Genomic DNA, 20,043 nt, shown 5'->3' on the forward strand with positions numbered 1-20,043 from the left:
CTGGTTACTTCGGCCCCGACCGAACCGATCAGCGGGGTTGGCTACGCGAGCTGGTCGGCCGGTCTTGCTAGTACTGGGTCGGTGAACCAGCCGCGCCAGCGCAGGAAGAGGAAAGTGCCGCCGATGAGCAGGGCCGGGATCCAGTAGAGAATGGCGGTCAGCGCGACGGCGCCGAAAGCCGCGGTCCAGGGAACGCCGATCGACGCGAGGCCGGCCACCAAGGCGCCCTCGCGAGGGCTGGCTCCGTGGACGCCGGGCAGCGCGCCGGCGAGTTGGCTGGCTCCGAAGACGGCGGCCAGCTGGAAGGCCGACACCGAGTCTCCGACCGCGTGGAGCGCGCCGATCAGCAGGCCGAGGATCGTCGCCTGGTAGCCGACCGACAAGAGGATGCCGCTGGCAAACACCTTGGGCGACGGCCACGGCCAGCGCCCGGCGAGACGGGGATGCCGCCGGTTCACGATCAGCGCCACCGCGAGGACGACGGCGGCCAGGGTGAGAGCGACGATCAGCACGGTCCGGGGGAACGCGACGCCACAGACCGCGACGGCACAGGTCAGTCCGACCGTACCGACGAAGCGGTCGAGCGCTACTTCGGCGACGGCCGGCGCACGGCGTACGCCGGTCCCTTCCAGCCGGTGGATCCGCCAGAGGTCCGCGCCGGCGTGCCAGGGCGAGATGAGGCCGAGGATCTCGCTCTCCGCGTAGGCGCGCAGGTGCCAGCAGCGCGATCGGCCGCTGGTGGACAGCGAATGCCAGCGCAGCGGGCACAGCACGTACTTGCCGATCGCGAACGGCAGCAGCCCGATCATGGCCGGCACCACCGCGGTGTGCGGGACCCGCTCGACGTTCCACAACGACAGTCCGACCGCGCCCAGCAGGGCGGCGACGCGGACGGTGCGATTGCCGATGATGGTCCAGGCCCAGCGCCGCAGAGCGCTGAACTGCTGATGGCCGGCGCGCATCGCGGCCTCCTTCCAGGCGAACGAGCTCCTCGACCGGGGGCGACCGGACTCGTCGCTCAGACCATAGCTCCGCAACGATGGCCTCGCATCTTGACGGGACACGCGGTTCTGTAGTGACTGGTGGGGTACGGCTGTTGAATATCTGGTGTCTCCACCCGGCTCGGTAGGCTGGGGGCATGGTCAGCGGGGGTACCGACGCCGAGCTCACGCGCAGCGCGCAGGGCGGTGATGTCGGTGCGCTGGGCGTGCTGCTTCAGCGGCATGAGGCTGGGATGCGGGCGGTCGCGCTCGGGGTGCTCGGGTTCGGGCCGGATGTGGATGATGCGGTGCAGGATGCCGCGCTGGTGGCGTTGCGGCGGATCGGAGATGTGCGGGATCCGGCGGCTGTTGGGCCTTGGCTGCGGATGATCGTGCGCAATGCGTGCCGGACCCGGCTGCGGGCCACTGGGTCGGCCCGGGCGGTGGTACCGATCCAAAGCTTGCCGTTGGCATCTACCTCGCCGACGCCCGAGCAGGTGCTGGATCAGCACGCTTCGCGCGACTGGATCTGGCGGGCGATCGAGGAGCTGCCGGCGCCGATCCGGATGGCGGTCATGTTGCGGTACTTCAGCACCGGCGTCACGTCGTACCAGGAGATCGCGGCGGTCTGCGGCGTACCGGTGGGGACGATTCGCAGCCGGCTCAGTCATGGACGAGCGAAGCTGGCGGAGGCGTTGCGCGGTACTGCGGAGGCTGCGCATGGCGACGCGGCGGCGTTGACCGAGGCCAGCCGGCGGGAGGGGCTGGAGACGCTGGCGGAGGCTGAGCGGGGGCGGTTCGCCGGGGTGCTGGCGCAGAGGTGGTCGCCGGAGGTTGCTTTCGTCCTCGGTGGGCAGTCGGTCATCGGGCATTCGTTCTTGCTGCGTGGGATGGAGAGCGATCTGGAGGCCGGGGTCCATCAGCGGCTCCGGCATGTGGTGGCCAGCCAGGAGATCGCGATCTGGGAGACGGATCTGATCAGCCCGCCGGACGATCCTGAGCACTGCCCGCCCGCTGTCATCTGGCTGATGTCGCTGTCGAAGGGGCTGGTCAAGGAGTTGCGGCTGTACCACCCGGTCGCGGCGGCCTGAGATTCGTGGCCCAGGTCACACGGCCTGGATTGAACTTCGCTCGTGCGGCCGCGTCCTGTCGGTGTTCAGTTGCACCACTACGACGGAGATCTGATGACCAACCTCGATTCGAACCCGCTGGCGCCGGGCACGCACACCATCGACCTGAACGGCATCGCCCAGCGGTACCACGTCCACGGCACCGGGCCGGTCTGTGTCGCGCACTCCGGCGGGCCGGGCGTCTTCTGGGAGTACCTGAGGATGCCGCAGCTGGAATCGCACCTCACGATGGTCTACGTCGAGCCGATCGGTACGGGCGGCTCCGGACGCCTTGCGAGCCATCCTGACGGTTACACCCGCGATCGCTACGTCTCGGCGCTCGATGCAGTGATCGAGGCTTTGCCGGCCGGCCCGGTCTACCTGATGGGCCACTCGCACGGCGGCTTCGTGGTGCAGCGCTATGCGGTGAAGCATCCAGAGCGGCTGGCCGGGATCATCCTGTACGACAGTGCGCCGGTCACTGGGCCAGAGCATGGTGCCGAGTTCATGCGCAACATCGACGAGTTCGTCGCCCGTCACGAGGGTAATCCGGATCTTCCTCAGGTGTTGGCAACCGTGCAGTCGATTCCGGCTATCACGACCGATGAGGGGATGACGGCTGCGCTCGCCGGGATCATCCCGCTCTACGTTGCCGACTACTGGAACCGGCGGGCGGAGTTCGAGCCGTTGCAGGCGAAGGTCAGCGGTACCTACATCTCGGGCGTCGACGCGGACGGCGTACCGGACGTGATCGACGATCGGGAGGTGCTGGGTTCGATCACGATCCCTGCGCTGGTGATCGTCGGGCGCTTCGATCCGATCTGTGGGATGCGCTGGGCGGAGGAACTCAACAAACTGATCCCTGGTTCGCAATTGGCGGTGCTGGAGCACAGTGGCCACTTCGGACATCTGGAAGAGCCTGAGGCGTTCGCGCAGGCGGTCACTGCCTTCGTAGGGGGCTGATCAGCTGCCAGGCTGCGGTGTAGAGCAAGAGGGCGATCGCCAGTGCCGCGCCCGCCCTCTTGACCGCGCCGGTCAGAACACCCTCGGCGATGGCTGTCCAGGCGGCCGAATCGGTTCGGTAGTCGGTGTAGTCGCGGTGTGCGAGTACGGCGGCGCCTAGGAGAGGGGCGGCGATCAGCACGGCCAGTACTGTCCGCCGCATCGCTGGGGTGAGGTGGCGAGTCCGGTCCTCGGTGGTGCGGAGGCTGGTGTGGAGGCTGGTGCGGTGGCGCCAGAGGTACCAGGTGATGACGGTCAGGCCGAAGGCTGTGCTCGCGTATTGGAGCAGCCGGTGCGCGGGCAGTAGGTCAGTGTCGGTGAAGGCATCCCAGAGCAGGTGGCTGCCGACACCAACCAGAGCAGACGCAACCAGCCAGCCGACGTACTGCACTTTGGGAATGGTTGTTGGCTCGGGGTTGGGGAGGGCGAGGCCGGAGGGGAGTAGGGCGGTGATGGGGGCGCGCAGCATCCAGTAGGCGATCACCAGCGCTACGGCGTACAGGAGGTCTATCGGGAGGCCGGTGAGGGAGTGTGTGTGGGTGGCGTTGAGGAAGGGTTCGTACCAGTCGCCGGCTGTGGTTGAGGTGATGCCGGCGGCTCTGAGGAAGTACGGGACGTCAGGTGCCAGCGAGCCGGCGACCAGCGCTGCCGGGACGAACGGTCGGCGTAGCAGTGGCAGGACCGCGGCGGGGTGCGCCAGGGTGAAAGGCATCGTTGGTCGTCGTCTCTGCCGGGGATAGTCCGGTCCCGAGAGTACTCACTTCAACGGACTATCTGCAAAACTCCGGTCGCGTAGGCATGCGCAAGGAAGAGTGGTGAGGCGGCCGCCGTCGCGGCGAGCATGCGCAGACCGGCCGGCCGGGCGTAGAGGGCCAGGGCGATGCCGGTGATGGCGAGGGTCAGCAGCGGCCAGGCGCCGTAGTCCGTGCTGATGACGAACGCCCGAGTCTCGACAAGCGCAATCGGAAACCAGGCGATGGCTGCCATGAATCCAGCTGCCATGGCTAGCCGTCGCCCGTCGACACCGGTGATGGCGAGGTCGGGGGGACAGGCGAGGAGGGTGGTGGCGGTGAGGGTTGCGGCCAGGGCTTCGTAGGGGCCGTCGGCGTAGAGGGCTGGGGTGGCTGTCCATTGGGCGGCGTAGGCCAAGAGGGCTGTGATGGTGAGGAATCGGCCTGAGGGTCGGCGTCGGGTGAGGGTGAGGATGGCGCCGATGGCGATCGTCGCTAACAGGAGGATGTTGAGTGCTTGCCGGAAGTCGACGGTGGCGAGATGGCTGCGGGTCGAGCCGGGGGAGATCGCGATTCCGGCGTACCAGCGCATCAGCTGGATGCCGGCGTACGCCGCGGCGACCGCCAGGGCGAAGGGTGCCGTGATGGCGAAGAACCGCCCGCCGGCGGAGGCGGAGTCGAGTCCGAGCCGAACTCGCAGCGCATGCGCGACCAGGTCGGCGTCCGCCCGCAGCCGGGCGGGGAAAGACAGGTCAATCGTCAGCTCACGGTGGACGTCGAGGATCTCGCGACCGTAAGCCTCTCGATAACCGGCCGGATACAACCGAAGAAGGGAATCGGTCATGTAGCGGGGGCGGTTCCGCCGGCTAGGCGGCGGCGGACCTCGCGGGCGGTGGCGGCCAGCCGGTCGGCCTCGGCCTCGAGTCGGTCGCGGCCGGTTGGGCTGAGTGCGAAGATCCGCCGCGCCCGGCCGCCGACCACTTCCTCCCGCTCCACCTGGATCAGGCCTTCCGCGAGCAGGCGGTCCAACGCTCCGTACAACGCTCCGGTGCGCGGCACCACCCGGCCGTCGGTGATGGCTTTGACCTCTTGAGCGATCGCGTAGCCGTGCCGCGACTCGTTGGCGAGCGCGGTCAGCAACAGCAGGGCCAGCTCCTGCATCCCTCGGTCGGTCATGCGGACAGGGTATTGCGTCAGGCGTGGGAGGTCAGCGGACCGCCGTTGTAGGTGACCATGTCGGTCAGGGCAGCGATCAGGTCGACGGGAGAGTCGTCGAGCTCGGAGTAAGCGCGGTGGAGGTTGCCGACGATGCGCTCGGCGTCGAGCAGGTCGGCGTACTGGCCCAGGTCGGTGTTCCGGGCTGCTTCGAGCGGGGTCAGGCCGGCTGCCTTGGCGGTACGGGCAGTGTCCTGGATGAAGTGGAGGTAGGCCAGTACGTCGTCGATCAGTGCCGGGCCGGCGAGCTGGCCATGGCCGGGGACGATGGTTTCGGCGTTGAGCGGCTTGAGGACGGTTTCCAGGACCTCGATGGAACCGGCGATCGAGCCCATCAGGAGGAACGGGGTGCCGCCGTTGAAGAGCAGGTCGCCGGTGAAGAGGACGGAGCGTTCGGGGATCCAGACGATCGAGTCGTTGGTGGTGTGGGCGGGCTGACCGACGTACCGGACCTCGCAGGCCAGGTCGTCGTTCCAGAGCGTGACGCAGTCGGCGAACGTGAGCGTGGGGAGCTCGAGCTCGAGGTTGCCCCAGTCGACCGGAGTCCAGAACGGGAGCTGCGCGGGCGGTCCGAACGCCTCCATCTGGGCGCGGAGGTGGTCGTGGGCGACGATCGTCGCGCCGGTGAACAGGGCGTTGCCCCAGGTGTGGTCGCCGTGGTGGTGGGTGTTGACGATGGTCCGTACCGGCTGGTCGCTGAACTTGCCGATCGTCGCCTGGTAGTCGCGGGTCCGGCTCTCGGTGGCACAGGTGTCGACGCTGATCACACCACGCCGGCCGACCAGGAAGCCGGCGTTGTTGACCCACCAACTCCCGTCCGGCTGGATGTAGGCGTAGATGCCGTCACTGATCTCGACGGCGGCCGGCGGAGTCATTGAGTTGCGCATGGCAACAAAGATATAGGGCAGCGTGCAGAGGCTGCCCAGGGGCGGCGAGGTTGAGATACGCAGGAGTATCGGACGCATTCCTCACGCATCGATCGTGACGGCAGACACTACGCGGAGCGCTTGAGGCGACACACCATGTGACGACGGGTTCTTCACATGGGAGGTCGAGATGGAGCAGTACGAGCTTTACTGCCTCGCTGATCGGCTGTTCTACGACACCCCGACCAACCGCGGGGCAGAGGATCCGGACTTCGCGGCCTGCGCCCGGCCGCTGCCCGCCGGCTGGGACCACCACGCCGGCGACGTCTGGATGCACTACGCGCCGTCGGGTGCCGAGATTCCCCAGCAGGGCTGGAAGATCCACGTTTCCGCCGGCCTCGACGATGCCGAGCGGGCGATCGCCGCGGTCTGGGAGTACTGCGTTCCACGCGGCCTGGCCTTCAAGTTCCTGCGCAGCAAGCCCGTCGCGGTGATGCTCAACTCGAAGTCGGCCGCCCGCGGCTCCAGCGGCAAGCTCGTCACCATCTATCCGGCCGACGAGGCGCAGCTCGAGCTTGTCCTCAAGGAGCTCGACGGCCTGCTCGCGGGAGTCCAGGGGCCCTACATCCTGAGCGATCTGCGGTACGCGGCCGGCCCGCTCTTCGTCCGGTACGGCGCGTTCGTCACCCGGTACTGCCTGTCGGACAGCGGCGAACGGGTCTATGCGCTCGCGGATGCATCCGGGCAACTGGTTCCCGACGTTCGCGGCCCGACTTTCTCCGTCCCGTCCTGGGTATCGCTGCCGTCCTTCCTCGAGTCGCACCTGGAGGCCCGCAATGCGGTGACCACCAACGACCTGGCGTACGTGATCGAGAGCGTGATCCAGTTCTCCAACGGCGGTGGCGTCTACCTCGGGCATCATCGTGACAGCGAGACCAAGGTGGTACTGAAGGAAGGCCGGCCGTTGGCCGGGCTGGACGTCATCGGCCGGGACGCGGTGGCTCGGGTCGGGCACGAGCGCGACATCCTGCAACGGCTGGCCGGGCTGGACGTGGTGCCGGCCGTGCACGACTACTTCACGCTGGGGGATCACCACTTCCTGGTGCAGGAGTTCGTCGACTCCAATCCGCTGCAGCGGCTGATCGTCCGGCGCTATCCGCTGACCAGGCCGGATGCGTCGGTCGACGAGCTAACGGCGTATGCCTCGTGGGCGCTCGAGATGCTCGGCAGGGTGGAGCAGGCGGTCGGGGCGTTGCATGAGCGTGGCGTGGTCTTCAACGACCTTCACCCCGGCAACATCCTGGTCGACGCCGACGCCCGGCTGGTGCTGATCGACTTCGAGGTGGCCACCCTGGTCACTGAGCAGGCACGGTCGGCGCTGGCGCATCCGGGGTATGCGGCGCCCAGCGATCGCCAGGGCGTCGACGTGGACCGCTACGCCCTTGCCTGTATGGCGCTCGGGTTGTTCGCTCCGCAGGCGACGATGCTGCTGCGCTTCCACCCGCAGAAGGCTGCGCAGCTTGCGGATCAGATCAGCTCGACCTTCTCGGTGCCTAGGGCAACTTTCGATCGTGCGGTGGGGATCATCGTCGGTGATCAGGCCCTGGTGCAGGAGGATCTCGTGCTTCCCGGTGAGGCGTCGTGGCCGGAGGTGCGGGCGGCGATCACCAAGGCGGTGGTGGCGAGTGCTACACCGGAGCGGGATGACCGGCTGTTCCCGGGAGACATCCAGCAGTTCGAGCCGGGCGGTGGCGTGAACCTGGCGCATGGGGCGGCTGGGGTGCTTTACGCGCTGGCGCGATGCGGGGGCGGGCGCTTTCCGGAGTACGACGAGTGGTTGCGCAAGCATGCACACGACTCGGAGATAGGACCCGGCCTCTACAGCGGGCTCCACGGCGTCGCCTTCGCGCTCAACGAACTCGGCTACCACCAAGACGCCCTCGACGCCCTCGACCATTGCCTGATGCAACCAGTTGACGTCCAAGAGCTCGGCCTGTACTCCGGCCTGGCGGGCATCGGCCTCAACCTGTACGACTTCGCCGCCGAGCCGGCCGTCCTCGCGGCCGCCACCCGGGTCGTGGATCAGGTCGCCGATCGGCTCGGTGGGCCCACCGACGTCCCCGAGCTCAGCGGGGAAGGGCGCCCACGAGCCGGGTTGATGTTCGGCTCCTCGGGACCGGCGCTGCTGTTCCTGCGTGCCTACGAGCGGTCCGGCGACTGCGGCTTGCTCGACCTTGCACAGATCGCCTTGCAGCAGGATCTGCGCCGTTGCACCACCGATGACTACGGCATGCTGCAGGTCAACCAGGGCTGGCGCACGCTCCCGTACCTCGAAGAGGGCTCCATCGGTATCGCCCTGGTGCTCGACCGCTACCTGCGCCACCGCCCGGACGATGACCTCGCCCCGGCCCTCGAGGCGCTGCGGAAGGTCACCCACTGCGAGTACTTCGTCCAGCCCGGCCTCTTCATGGGCCGCGCCGGCCTCCTGCTCGCCGCGACCCAGCTCGACCCGAGCGTCCAGGAGCAACTGATCGCCGGTCTCGGCTGGCATGCGCTCCCGTACGCCGGCGGCCTGGCGTTCCCCGGCAACCAACTGCTTCGCCTGTCGATGGATCTCGCGACGGGCTCGGCCGGTGTCCTGCTGGCCCTCGGAGCCGCGCTGCACGAGCAGCCGGTGGCTCTCCCGTTCCTCGGACGCGTCCCGTCGTCCGAACGCTACGAGCCTCGAAAGGAGGTGTAAATCATGGCACTTCTCGACCTGCAAGGTCTCGACGCTCCGACTGGTGGCGGCGGTGGTGGTGGCGGTGGCAGCACGCTGACCGTCCTCGGCTGCGCGTCCCAGACCCCGAGCAACGTCAGCCTGGTGCTGTGCCACTAGGCACACATAGGTTCCGGGCGGGATGCAACACAGCCCGCCCGGAACCGGCTTGCCGGAAGGAGCGCCGTGCAGAGTGCACGCCTGAGTTATCCCGATGCCGTGCGGCAGGCCGGCGTCGAGTACCTGCACGGCCATCGGGTCGCAGATCCGTACCGCTGGCTGGAGGATCCTGCCGATCCGCGAACGCAGGCCTGGCAGTCGGCCCAGGACGAACTCTGGCTCACCCAGGCCGCCGCTCTCCCTGGCCGCTATCGTTTCCGCGCCCGGGTGGCCGCCTTGAGCGACGTCGAGACCACCGGTACGCCGACCTGGCGAGGCTCGCGACAATTCGTCCTGCGCAGGAGCGCCGGCCAGGAACACCCGGTTCTCTCGACGGGCGACGGGCGGATTCTGATCGACCCGATGCGTCTCGACCCGTCCGGTCTGACGACGCTCGATCGCTGGCAGCCGTCGCCGGACGGCCGGCTCGTGGCGTTCCAGGTGTCACAGGGCAACGAGGAGTCCGTCTTGTGGGTGCTGGACGTCGATACCGCGGAGGTCGTCGACGGGCCGATCGACCGGTGCCGCTACTTGCCTGTGGCTTGGCGCGCGGACGGCCGGTCCTTCTATTTCGTGCGGTCGCGGCGGTTGTACCTGCACCGCCTCGGCGAGCTGGACGACGTACAGGTGCTGGCGGGCGAAGCGGCGTACGGGCTGGAGATCAGCGCCGACTGCCGATGGCTGACCATCTCCGCGGTTGTTGCCGACCGCAATGATCTCTGGGTCATCGACCTGAATCGCCCGGACTTCGTGCCGGTGGTCGCGCAGGAGCAGGTTGATGCCCGGACGGCGCTGGCCGTGGGACCTGATGGCCGGCTGTACATCGCGACCACGCTCGGTGCGCCGTCCGGCCGGATCTGCGTCGGTGATCCGCACAATCCGGGTCACGAGCAGTGGCGAGAACTCGTCGCCGAGGAAGCGGGCGCGCCGCTCAGCCAACTGGCCGTGCTCGACGGGATGCTGCTCGTCGGGCGGATGCGGCACGCCCTCAGTGAGCTGACCGCCTACGACGCCCAGACCGGCGAGCGTCTGCACAGTGTGCCGTTGCCGGGGCCGGGCACGGTCGCCGACCTCAGTACGCGGCCGGAAGGCGGCCACGAGGCCTGGTTCACCTACACGGACAGCGTCACGCCGCCGACCGTCTACCGGTACGACGCTCGCATGCTGCGAGTGACCCCATGGGCTTCAGAGCCGGACCCGGGACCGAGGATCGACACCCGCCAGATCAGCTATCGGTCGTTCGACGGTACGCCGATCCGGATGGTCGTCCTCGCCCGGAAGGCGAAACGCGAGCCGCGTCCGACGCTGCTCTACGGATATGGCGGGTTCGGCTTGTCGCTCACTCCAACCTATTCGTCGTTCGCGCTGGCCTGGGTGGAGGCCGGTGGCGTGTTCGTGACGGCGAACCTGCGCGGCGGTGGTGAGCAGGGCGATCAATGGCACCGGGCGGGAACGTTGGATGGCAAGCAGAACGCCATCGACGACTATCTCGCCGCGGCCGAGACGCTGATCGCGGACGGCTGGACGACACCTGCCCAGCTAGCAATCTGCGGCGAGTCCAACGGAGGACTGCTGGTCGGTGCGGCGCTCACGCAGCGGCCGGAGTTGTTCGCCGCCGCGGTCTGCTCGGCGCCGCTGCTGGACATGGTCCGTTATCAGCAGTCCGGTCTCGGCGCTTCGTGGGTGGGCGAGTACGGATCAGCGCAGGATCCCGAGCAGTTCGAGGCACTGCTCGGCTATTCGCCGTACCACCGGGTCGCGCGGGTGGACTATCCCGCTGTCCTCTTCACGGTCTTCGGCGCTGACAGCCGCGTCGACCCACTGCATGCCCGCAAGATGTGCGCGGCGCTGCAGCATGCCACCACCGGTTCACGGCCGATCCTGCTCCGGTACGAGAGGGATGCGGGCCACCTGCCGGCCGGGGTCAGCCGGGGTGTCGGCCTGGCTGCCGACCTGCTCGGCTTCCTGTCCTTCCACACGGGGCTGACGCCATGACGAGCTTCAGCGCAGTACTACGCCACGGCCGCGGCTGGCTCCCCTTGCTCGGCGCCGCCGCCCTCCTGGGCAACCTCACCGTCCTTGCCCTCCCCAAGGTCCTCGGGCAAGCCGTCGACGCCACAGTCGCCAACCACAGCGTAGGTACCTCTGTGTTTGACCCTGGCGGTTGGGGGTTGATCGCCTGCGGGCTGATCGTGCTCGGGGTTGTCTGTGACGTCGTCGAGGTGATTGCCGGTACCGCATGTGTGGCGGGAACGGCGGCGTGGGTTCGGCGTGGGGTGGTGGGGCGTGTACTGGCTGCGGGACCAGCAGGGGTGCGGCAGTTCGAGACGGGGGACCTGGTCAGTCGGGTGTCGAGTAGTGCTGTTGATGCAGCGCGGGCTGGGCCTGCGACGGTTACTGCGGTTTCTGCGGCCGTGCCGCCCATCGGGAGCCTCGTACTGCTCGTGCTGATCAGCCCGTGGCTGGGTGCGGCCTTCCTGGGTGGTGTACTGCTAGTGGTAGCCGTGCTGTGGTTGTTTGCGCGGCGGACGGCTGAGATCAGCCTTGCGTACCAGGAGACGCAGGGGAGGATCGCTGCAGCGCTCACTGAGGCACTGGCCGGTCTACGGACTATTGCGGCTGCAGGGACGGCCGGGCGGGAGGAGCAGCGGGTGCTGCGACTGCTGCCGGAGTTGCATGCACGGGGGTTGAGGACTTGGCAGGTACTGGCTCGCTCCGGTGCACAGGCGGCTGTGGTCGGTCCGCTGGTGCTGATCGCCGTACTGGCGGTCGGTGGCGTCCAGTTGGTCAACCGGCGGATCACCCCGGGCGAGTACTTCGCAGCCGCGCAGTACGCCGTGATCGGTGCTGGGCTGGGCGGTCTCACGTCAGTGCTGGGGCAGCTGGCTCGGGCACGGGCCGGTATCACCCGGGTTGCCGAAGTGAGCACCGCGCAGCCGGTTGCTTACGGTGCTCTCTCGCTGCCCGATGGTCCGGGCAGGCTGGTCTTCGATGACGTCAGCGTGCGGGCTGGGGATGAGCTGCTGCTGGATCGCATCGACCTGGATCTGCCCGGCGGGGCTGCTATTGCTGTGGTCGGGCCGAGCGGTGCGGGGAAGTCCGTACTGGCCGCTGTCGCCGGTCGGTTGCAGGACCCCGACTCTGGTCAGGTACGGCTCGATGGCGTTCCTCTGGGCGCTTTGAGTCATGATGCTCTGCGGACGGCGGTGAGCTGCGCGTTCGAGCGTCCGGCGCTGGTGGGCTCGATGGTGCGCGATGCGGTCACCGTCGGGTCGATGCGGCCGGAACAGCTGCTCGCATCGGCTCGCGCCACGCACGTCCACGAGTTCGTGAGCCGGATGCCCGACGGCTACGACACACCGCTGGCTGAGGCGCCGCTGTCCGGTGGCGAGGCGCAACGCCTCGGACTCGCCAGAGCCTGGGCCGCGGAGCGCTTGCTGATCCTCGACGACGCCACCTCCAGCCTCGACACCGCCACCGAGCTGCAGATCAGCCAAACCCTGATGACCGACCGCCGGCGCCGAACCCGCCTGATCATCACCCACCGAGCCGCCACCGCAGCCCGCGCCGACCTCGTCGTCTGGCTCGACCACGGCCACGTCCGAGCCGTCGCCCACCACAAAGACCTCTGGCCCGACCCCACCTACCGGAAGGCCTTCGGGTGAGGCGGGAGGTGCGGGTTGGGGTGGCTGCGGTTCGGGGGCGGGGTGCGGTCAGGCTTGGGCTCTGGTCTTTGCCGGAGATACTGCCGAGCGCGTTTTATGGGTTGGCTGTTGCGCATGCCACCGATGGGTTCCTCGGGGGGCGGACTGGCGTGGGTCTTACGTGGCTCGGTGGGTTGCTGGCGGCGGCTGTCCTCGGTGCGGTCGGGGCTCGGCAGGTCTATCGGCGGTTGGGGGAGTTGGCTGAGCCGCTGCGGGACGAGCTGGTTCGCAAAGTGGTGGCGGGGGCCCTCCGCAACGCGCGGGCGGATGGCGCGGTCGCGCGCCTCAATCGGCAGGTGGAGATCGTGCGGGACACGTTCGCGGGCCTGGTCCTGGTGGTGCGGAGCTTCCTCGTGACCGGGATCGGCGTCGTCAGCGGGTTGTTGTCGTTGTCGCCCTTGGTGGCGGCGCTGGTGGTGCCGCCGTTCTTGGTCGGGTTCCTGCTGAGCTTCGGGATTCTGGGGTTGGCGGCTGCTCGGGTGCGGGGGTCGTTGCGGGCTGATGAGGAATTGGCGACTTCGGCGGGGATGGTGTTCGCGGGGGTGCGTGACGTGACGGCGGTGGGGGCTGAGGAGTTCGCTGGCGCGCTGGTCGGCGTACCGGTTGAAGCGCATGCGGCGGCTGAACGGTCGCTGGCGAAGGTGGCTGCGCTGCGGACGCTGTGTTTTGCGGTCGGGGGATGGCTGCCGTTGGTGGTGTTGCTCGGCGCTGCGCCGTGGCTGGTTGGGCGTGGGGTTTCGACGGGCACGCTGCTCGGGGGGCTGACGTATGTGTTGCTGGGGCTGCAGCCGGCGCTCAACACGGTGATGTCGGCGTTGGGGGACAGCGGGCTGCGTTACGTCGTCACGCTGGGGCGCATCCTCGATGCGGGCGCGCTGCCGCAGTACAAGGTGATGACTCGAAGGCCCGAGGGGCATGAGGTGCGGCTGCGGCGGGTGACCTTCGCTTATGGGCCGGCCGCCGAGCCGGTACTGCGTGATCTCGACCTGACCGTCCCGGAAGGCGATCACCTCGCGGTGGTCGGGCCGAGTGGGATCGGCAAGTCGACTCTCGCCGGACTCATCTGTGGACTCCTGTCGCCGACCGCGGGGGAGGTCCGGCTCGGCGGCGTACGGCCGTCCGAGCTCGAGGCAGCTGACTTGGCTGATACGCGGGTCGTGCTCCCGCAGCAGGCTTACGTCTTCACCGGTACGGTCCTGGACAACGTCAGCTATCTGCGACCGGACGCCACCGCGGTCCAGATCTCGGCGGCGATCGACGCGGTCGGCGCGTTCCCGCTGGTACGCCGGCTGGGCGGACTCGCGGCGGAGATCAGGCCGGCGGAGTTGTCCGCGGGGGAGCGTCAGCTCATCGCGCTGGCCCGGGCGTACCTCTCGCCCGCACCCCTCGCCGTCCTCGACGAAGCCACCTGCCACCTCGACCCTCAAGCCGAACGGATCGCCGAAGACGCCTTCGCGGCCCGCCCCGGCACCCTGATCGTGATCGCCCACCGAATCAGCTCCGCCCTACGAGCCAACCGCATCCTCGTCCTCGACGGCAGCAACGCCACCGTGGGCACCCACGAATCCCTCCTCCTCAAAAGCCCCCTCTACGCCGACCTAGCAGGCCACTGGGCACTCCCCGCCACCACCGACGCCGCCCCCACTCCCACCGGCCCCGCCGCTGCAACCGGCTCCACCGACGCTGCTGCCACTGCCGCCAGCCCCGCCGGCCCCGCCGACGGTGCCGCGGCGGGCCGGTTGGGTGGGGAGGGTCAGATCCAGCCGGCGTTCTGAGCTTTGCGGATGGCTTCGATTCGGCTTCTGGCTCGGGTTTTGGAGAGGATCCGAGACAGGTAGTTGCGGATGGTTCCGGTGCTGAGGCTCAGGCTGCGGGCTACCTCCTGCACGGTCGCACCCGTGTCGATCAGCACCAGTACCTCGCGCTCCCGCTCCGTCAGCGGGCTGCCGCCGGCTCGTAGCGCTACCAGTGCCAGGCCCCCGTCCAGTACCGGTCGGCCCTCGGCGACACCGCGGACGGCATCGACGAGGTCGTCCGGCGAGATGTCGGTGGCGATCACCCCGACCGACTCCGACTCCTTGGCCACCGACAGGGCCAGCGGGATCGAGGTCGTGTCGTCCCGGTCGATCAGCATCAGGATCGGTCGGCCGTCGAGGCGTTCACACAGCTCCGGTACCCCGAGTTTGCCGGGCAGCAGTGGATCGAGCACCACCACAAGTCCTGGATCCTCCGCGCAGACCGCCAGAATTTCGTCGGCGCTCTCGTACTCCGCGAGCACGGCCAGATCTGGTTCTTTGTCGAGCACCGCGGCGAGCGCCCCTCGGACCAACTTGCCGCGGTGCCCGATGACGAGTCGGATCACCTTACGCCCCCCTGGCGAGACAATCATCGATGAGACCCGGTCACGGACCGCAGTTGGCTCTACGGGATGGGTCACCGATAGTGTCCCCGCAGACCCGGTGCCTGTCACCAGCCAAGCGCCAACTTCGCGACACTGTCGCGCATCGGCGCCGCGCCGGGTACCGAACCGTTTCCTCCGACGTCTTGACAATCCGGCCGGATCCCTTCCCCAGCAGGCGTTTGAAGCGCTCTCGTGACCGGAGGAAACCGTTGCTGCCAGCAACGATCGTGCGATGACCCGGGGATTGGCCGAGACTGGGCCGGACAGCACACTCTGGACCACCGCGGAGGTACACCCATGAGCGAACCGGCGAACCAGGCCTTCGTTGTCGACCGGGCCGATGGTCGCGACGACGGTGAGGACTGGACCGAGAACTACGAGGAGCTGCCCGGTGGGGTGGGCGTCTCGCTGATCTTCGAGTCCACCACGAAGGAAGGTGTCGGCCCTCGCCTGCACCTGCACCACTACCCGGAGACCTTCATCATCCGGCGCGGCTCGGCGACCTTCACCGTCGGCGACGCCCAGCTCGTCGGCCGGGCCGGCCAGATCATCGTCGTACCGGCCGAGACGCCGCACAAGTTCTCCACCGGCCCCGACGGCTACGAAGCCATCCACATCCACGAGAATTCCACCTTCGAGACCATCTGGCTCGAGTAACCGCCACCCAGGCTTCTGTGCGTTAGCGCGTGCTGCGATGCTAATATGTGCAACTTCGTGCATGAATCGTCATCAAGTCGAGGGGAGCGATCGTGTCCGGTGTCTTCCTGGGGGTGGACGGTGGTGGTACCAAGACCGCCTTCGCCTTGGTGTCCGGCGACGGTGACGTGCTGGCCGGCGCGGTAGGTCGCAGTTGCTACTACCTCGGGCAGAGCATCGAGTTGGTCGACGAGGTGCTGCGCGAGGGTGTTGGGTCCGTCTGTGACGAAGCCGGAGTGCGGCTCGATCAGCTCGCCTATGCATTCTTCGCACTGCCGGGCTATGGCGAGGTCAGCGCCGACCTGGCGACTCTGGACGCGATTCCCGGACGTGTGCTCGGGCACCAGCGCTACAGCTGCGACAACGACATGGTGGCCGGCTGGGCCGGGTCGCTGGGCGCGATCGACGGCGTGAACGTGATCGGTGGGACCGGCTCGATGGCGTACGGCGAACGCGACGGCCGTGGCCTGCGGGTCGGTGGCTGGGGTGAGCTGTTCGACGACGAGGGATCGGCGTACTGGATCGCGATCCGCGGCCTGGGCGCCTTCGCGAAGATGTCCGACGGCCGGCTGTCTCCTGGTCCGCTGCGAAAGCATCTCGCCGAGCATCTCCAGCTCGCGTCGGACCTCGACCTCGTCGACGTGGTCCTCAATCGCTGGCAGGGCGATCGGGCCCGGATCGCGTCCCTCGCTCAGCTGGTCACCGCGGCCGCCGACGACGGTGACGAAGCCTGTACCGCGATCCTGCAGGAAGCCGGTCAAGCCCTTGCGGGGTTGGTGAAAGCAGCCATCGCCCAGCTCGGCTACACCCCCGATGAAGTCGTGCCGGTGTCATACTCGGGCGGCGTCTTCAAGAGCGATGAGGTCCGCACCGCATTCCAGCAGGCCTTGGCCGATGCCCCGGTCGACTTGCGCGCACCGATCCTGCCGCCCGTCATCGGTGCCGCCCTCTATGCGGCCCGGCTGGCCGGCAGTCCGTTGACCAGCGAGTCCGTCACGAAGTTGCGCACGGCAACCAGCTGACCTGGAGGCTCAGGTCGCGAGGGCACGGAGCTGGGCTTCGCGAACCGCGGCGGTCTGGCCCTGTACCAAGGCGAAGAGAGCCGAACGTGCGTGGAGCTGGGCGGTGTCGTCATCGGTCAGGCCCCGGCCCGCGCGGGAGATGAGGAGTGCCCGGGTGAGGACGCCGAGGGCGTCGCCGATGGCCACCTTCAAGGCGAGCCGCTCGTCGACTCGCTGTGGCGCATCGGGGCCTGCCGCAGTAACCGCATCGGTCAGTGAGTAGGCCTGCTCGCGGATCAGGTCGACCCGAGGCGCCCAGCTCTCAGCGACCTTGTGCGCGGCCGGATGAGGACTGGCGCGCAGTTCGTCGAGCACGGTGGCTGCCAGTCCGAAGTGGTGGGCGCGAGCATCTGCTGCAGCGGCGACATCGGCCGCTTGCCAGGTGTCGAGATCCTGTACTGCGATGACGTGGTTGTCCGCTACCTCGACGGCGGTCAGCTCGACGCGTTCGGTGCGGCTGCCGGTTGCTGCGCTGAGGCGGAGCGGAGTACCGACGACGCCGTCACCGATCGGGACGAGCGCGTGGACAACCCGAGGCCGGGCCGGATCGCCGGCGTCGACTCCGGCGACACCGGCGACACCGATCCACTGGTTGAGACCCCAGCCGCTGACCCACGAGATGGTTCCGTCGAAGACCCAGCCGCCATCAGTACGCCGGGCCGCGACGTACCGGTCGGGATAGCGCCGTACGTCGCTGAGCCCGACCCCGAGCAGCACCTCGCCACGCAGGAGCCGATCGGCGAGATCAGGATCGAAGGCGGATCCCTGCCGCTCGACCGCCTGGCGGATCCGGCCGACCTGTGGGGCATGCTGCGCCCAGACCAGCCAGGTGTTGTAACAGCCCCCGGCGATGAGTTCGTGCAGGCGACGATCGGCGGCGCGATCGAGATCGGCACCGCCGTACTCGGCCGAGGCGAGATGGTTGAGGGCGCCGAGGTCGGCGAGGTCGCGGACAGCCTGCTCGGTGACACCGGTCCGGTCGGTCTCCAGTGCGCGGGGGCGGAGTACGTCGGCGGCATATGCCTCGATCCGGGCGAGCAGTGGGTGAATCTCCCCAGTCATCGTCTGTCCTCCTGCTCGCGTGGGAGATCTGTCAGGTGAGTGAGAGTTGGGTGCCGGCGCTGCCAGCGACCACCGCGGTGGCGTCGTCGAGGGAGCCGATCGCTGCCCGGCCGGACGTTTCGGTCACGAACTGCCGGGCGGCGGCGACCTTCGGGCCCATCGAGCCGGCCGGGAAGGTGCGCTCGTCCAGGTCGGCCAGAGTGATGTCGTGCAGCGGGCGCTCGGTCGAGGTGCCGTAGTCGAGGTAGACAGCCGGTACGTCGGTGAGCATCACCAGCCGATCTGCGTTGAGCTGGGTCGCCACCAAAGCGGCCACATAGTCCTTGTCGACGACAGCCTCGACGCCGGTCAGACCGTCGGGTCCTTCGATCACCGGTACGCCGCCTCCACCCGCGAGGACGACTGTCGTCTGGCTCCTGAGGAGGAGTTCGGCCGTGTCGAGCTCGACGATGCGCTGGGGCTTGGGGGAGGGCACGACTCGTCGCCAGCTGTTGCCGTCGCGGCGGATGGTCCAGTTGTTCCGCTTGGCGAGCTGGTGGGCCTTGTCCTCGGCGTACCCGCTCCCGATGAACTTGCTGGGTTGGTCGAACCCGGGGTCGTCAGCGGCGACGACGGTCTGGGTGATCAGGGTGACGACGGGACGGGCGAGGCCCGCGTTGCCGAGTGCTTGCTGGAGCCAGTAGCCGATCATGCCTTGCGTCTCGGCAACCAGATCGCCGAGCGGGTACGAACGCGAGAGGGTCGTGTCCGCGATGCTCTCGAGGGCGAGCAGCCCCACCTGCGGACCGTTGCCATGGACAAGTACCAGCTCATGTTCGGCGGCGACCTTGGCCAGCGCAGGGGCAGCGGCGACGAGATGCGCGAGCTGGACGGCGGCATCGGGCTTCTCGCCCCGGCGCAGGAGGGCGTTGCCGCCGAGTGCGATGACTATGCGCATGGCTCAGCTTCCCACGCCGACTGGGCTCAGCGTGGGTGGGCGAGGTCTTCCATGATCATGAAGGCGTCGGATTGGCCGAAGGTGCAGAACTTGCTGGAGGTGGGGTAGAGACCGCCGCCGACGGCCAGGTTGTCGCCTTCGTGGACGACGGCGGTGCCGTTGGGGGCGAGGATCTCCAGCTTGCCGTCGGCGGCGTACCGGGCGGTGTAGCCGGCCGGCCAGACGAGTGGTGTCCGGTCCTTCAGGCTTGCCCTTGGGTCCGCCGGGATGAGGTACGGACAACCCTCGGGGGTGACTCGCAGTACTCCGGACCGCAGGGCTTGGTCCGCGAAGTCGCCCGGCTTCCAGGATGAGGTCGGGATGGTGACTGGCCTGCTGGACGGCGGGCTGCTCGCCACCTCGCTCGTGCCGTGGTCGGACGCGTTGACTGCGACGACGACCGCGACTGCAGCCACGGCCGCGGCGGCGACGGCCGAGGCGAGCCAGGTTCGGCGGCGGCGTACCGGGCGTACTGCTCGGAGGCCGAGGTCGTGGACGACCTGTGCCCGGTCGCCTGCCTCGGCCAGGGTCGCGCGAAGCTCCTGCTCGAGCTCAGTCTGGTTCATCGGTTCTGTCCTTCAGCCGGGTCGTGCGCTGCTCTGAGGGTGGCGAGTGCTTTGCTCACGCTCGCCCGGGCGCTGGAGTCCTTGATCCCGAGCAGGGTCGCGATCGCGGCGTAGTCGAGGTCTTCGTAGTACCGGAGGATGACGACGGTCCGCTCCCGGGTGGGCAGTGTCGCGAGCATCCGCCACATCGCGTCGTGCTCGACCAAGGCCAGCGATGGGTCGGGTTGAGCTTGGCCGACGTCGTCCAGTTCCGACGGTGTTTCGCGGGAGGAACTGCGGCGGGCCGTCGCCAGGTAGGCGTTGACCAGGATGCGGCGGACGTAGGCATGCGGATCGTCCATGGCGCGGACGCGGCGCCAGTGCCGGTAGGCGTTCATCAGCGCGGTTTGCGCCAGGTCCTCGGCCCGGTGGTGGTCGGAGGACAGGACGAGGCCCAGCCGCACCAGGTGCTGCCCGCGGGCGGCAACGTACTCGTCGAACTCCACCGTCGTCTCCCGGATTCCGAGGCCTTTCCTCTCTAAATGCCGTGGGTACCACAAAACGCTGCTTCGGAGCCCGATGCCCTCGATCGGGCGCAACTCGCCGACCAGGCCGCCCTCGGTGGTCGTCTCGGTGGATGTGGTGCCGGCGCGGGGAGCTGGGCAAGAGTTCGTGGGGGCGGATGCGACATGCGCGGATTGGCGTGATGGGCGCATACTGGAGGTCTGATGGAGCCTTCCCGCGCGACGACGCGTCGTCACCTGTCCACGAGTCCTTT

General features: G+C 68.5%; 19 protein-coding genes. 9 read left to right on the plus strand and 10 right to left on the minus strand.

The annotated features are described in order from the left end of the window. Positions 1–41: 41 nt before the first annotated feature. Positions 42–962, minus strand: coding sequence for a hypothetical protein (locus ACIA12_RS04120; protein ID WP_396365332.1), 921 nt, complete (start codon positions 960–962; stop codon positions 42–44). A 176-nt stretch (positions 963–1,138) separates the two neighbouring features. On the opposite strand from ACIA12_RS04120, the gene ACIA12_RS04125 reads away from it, so the two are divergent. Both ACIA12_RS04125 and ACIA12_RS04130 read left to right on the plus strand, forming a co-directional pair. After that, positions 1,139–2,071: an RNA polymerase sigma factor gene (locus ACIA12_RS04125; RefSeq protein ID WP_396365333.1), complete on the plus strand. Its 933-nt coding sequence runs from the start codon at positions 1,139–1,141 to the stop codon at positions 2,069–2,071. 93 nt (positions 2,072–2,164) lie between these two features. Continuing rightward, positions 2,165–3,052, plus strand: a complete 888-nt coding sequence (locus tag ACIA12_RS04130) for an alpha/beta fold hydrolase (RefSeq protein ID WP_396365334.1) — start codon at positions 2,165–2,167, stop codon at positions 3,050–3,052. Here ACIA12_RS04130 and ACIA12_RS04135 read toward each other — a convergent pair. The 4 genes from ACIA12_RS04135 to ACIA12_RS04150 are packed head-to-tail and all read right to left on the minus strand — an operon-like array spanning position 3,030 to position 5,924. Next, the gene (locus ACIA12_RS04135) at positions 3,030–3,803 is read right to left on the minus strand and encodes a DUF4184 family protein (protein WP_396365335.1); all 774 of its coding nucleotides are present in this window, start codon (positions 3,801–3,803) and stop codon (positions 3,030–3,032) included. The genes ACIA12_RS04130 and ACIA12_RS04135 overlap by 23 nt on opposite strands. 50 nt (positions 3,804–3,853) lie before the next feature. Further along, a complete protein-coding gene (locus ACIA12_RS04140) occupies positions 3,854–4,666 on the minus strand; it encodes a hypothetical protein (RefSeq protein WP_396365336.1) in 813 nt (270 codons plus the stop codon). Beyond that, on the minus strand, positions 4,663–4,998 hold the full coding sequence (locus tag ACIA12_RS04145; RefSeq protein WP_396365337.1) for a PadR family transcriptional regulator: 336 nt from the start codon (positions 4,996–4,998) through the stop codon (positions 4,663–4,665). The genes ACIA12_RS04140 and ACIA12_RS04145 overlap by 4 nt, the downstream gene beginning before the upstream one ends. Positions 4,999–5,015: 17 nt before the next feature. After that, positions 5,016–5,924 (minus strand): MBL fold metallo-hydrolase, encoded by a 909-nt coding sequence (locus ACIA12_RS04150; RefSeq protein WP_396365338.1) that lies wholly within the window; start codon positions 5,922–5,924, stop codon positions 5,016–5,018. A gap of 169 nt (positions 5,925–6,093) precedes the next feature. Here ACIA12_RS04150 and lanKC point away from each other — a divergent pair, with 169 nt between their 5' ends. The 5 genes from lanKC (at position 6,094) to ACIA12_RS04175 (ending at position 14,299) form a co-directional block, all read left to right on the plus strand. Further along, on the plus strand, positions 6,094–8,643 hold the full coding sequence (lanKC, locus tag ACIA12_RS04155) for a class III lanthionine synthetase LanKC (protein ID WP_396365339.1): 2,550 nt from the start codon (positions 6,094–6,096) through the stop codon (positions 8,641–8,643). A gap of 3 nt (positions 8,644–8,646) precedes the next feature. Further along, positions 8,647–8,781 (plus strand): SapB/AmfS family lanthipeptide, encoded by a 135-nt coding sequence (locus tag ACIA12_RS04160; RefSeq protein ID WP_363824227.1) that lies wholly within the window; start codon positions 8,647–8,649, stop codon positions 8,779–8,781. Positions 8,782–8,847: 66 nt separating this feature from the next. After that, entirely contained in the window at positions 8,848–10,815 is a 1,968-nt protein-coding gene (locus ACIA12_RS04165; RefSeq protein WP_396365340.1) for a prolyl oligopeptidase family protein, read from the plus strand. Further along, positions 10,812–12,485 carry an ABC transporter transmembrane domain-containing protein gene (locus tag ACIA12_RS04170; protein WP_396365341.1) on the plus strand — a complete coding sequence of 558 codons (1,674 nt, stop codon included), beginning with the start codon at positions 10,812–10,814 and terminating at the stop codon, positions 12,483–12,485. Before ACIA12_RS04165 ends, ACIA12_RS04170 begins: the two co-directional genes overlap by 4 nt. A gap of 149 nt (positions 12,486–12,634) precedes the next feature. After that, complete coding sequence (locus ACIA12_RS04175) at positions 12,635–14,299, plus strand: ATP-binding cassette domain-containing protein (RefSeq protein ID WP_396365342.1); 1,665 nt, start codon at positions 12,635–12,637, stop codon at positions 14,297–14,299. Here the strand turns inward: ACIA12_RS04175 and ACIA12_RS04180 are convergent. After that, positions 14,278–14,886: a LuxR C-terminal-related transcriptional regulator gene (locus ACIA12_RS04180; protein WP_396365343.1), complete on the minus strand. Its 609-nt coding sequence runs from the start codon at positions 14,884–14,886 to the stop codon at positions 14,278–14,280. The two genes, ACIA12_RS04175 and ACIA12_RS04180, sit on opposite strands and share 22 nt — an antisense overlap. 336 nt (positions 14,887–15,222) lie before the next feature. Between ACIA12_RS04180 and ACIA12_RS04185 the strand changes: the two genes are divergently transcribed. Further along, positions 15,223–15,582, plus strand: a complete 360-nt coding sequence (locus tag ACIA12_RS04185) for a cupin domain-containing protein (protein ID WP_396365344.1) — start codon at positions 15,223–15,225, stop codon at positions 15,580–15,582. 92 nt (positions 15,583–15,674) lie between these two features. Then, positions 15,675–16,643, plus strand: coding sequence for an N-acetylglucosamine kinase (locus ACIA12_RS04190; RefSeq protein ID WP_396365345.1), 969 nt, complete (start codon positions 15,675–15,677; stop codon positions 16,641–16,643). A 9-nt stretch (positions 16,644–16,652) separates the two neighbouring features. Here the strand turns inward: ACIA12_RS04190 and ACIA12_RS04195 are convergent, their stop codons facing one another. From ACIA12_RS04195 to ACIA12_RS04210, 4 genes are read right to left on the minus strand one after another with little or no spacing between them, the layout of a single operon-like run. Further along, positions 16,653–17,744 carry an acyl-CoA dehydrogenase family protein gene (locus tag ACIA12_RS04195; protein WP_396365346.1) on the minus strand — a complete coding sequence of 364 codons (1,092 nt, stop codon included), beginning with the start codon at positions 17,742–17,744 and terminating at the stop codon, positions 16,653–16,655. Positions 17,745–17,775: 31 nt separating this feature from the next. Continuing rightward, a complete protein-coding gene (locus tag ACIA12_RS04200; RefSeq protein WP_396365347.1) occupies positions 17,776–18,681 on the minus strand; it encodes a carbamate kinase in 906 nt (301 codons plus the stop codon). 26 nt (positions 18,682–18,707) lie between these two features. Next, positions 18,708–19,286: a hypothetical protein gene (locus ACIA12_RS04205; RefSeq protein ID WP_396365348.1), complete on the minus strand. Its 579-nt coding sequence runs from the start codon at positions 19,284–19,286 to the stop codon at positions 18,708–18,710. Beyond that, positions 19,283–19,771, minus strand: coding sequence for a SigE family RNA polymerase sigma factor (locus tag ACIA12_RS04210; protein ID WP_396365349.1), 489 nt, complete (start codon positions 19,769–19,771; stop codon positions 19,283–19,285). The genes ACIA12_RS04205 and ACIA12_RS04210 overlap by 4 nt, the downstream gene beginning before the upstream one ends. Between the last annotated feature and the right edge of the window lie 272 nt (positions 19,772–20,043).

The sequence above is a fragment of the Kribbella sp. NPDC051620 genome, from assembly GCF_044453825.1.
In the GTDB taxonomy this organism is placed as follows: Bacteria; Actinomycetota; Actinomycetes; order Propionibacteriales; family Kribbellaceae; genus Kribbella.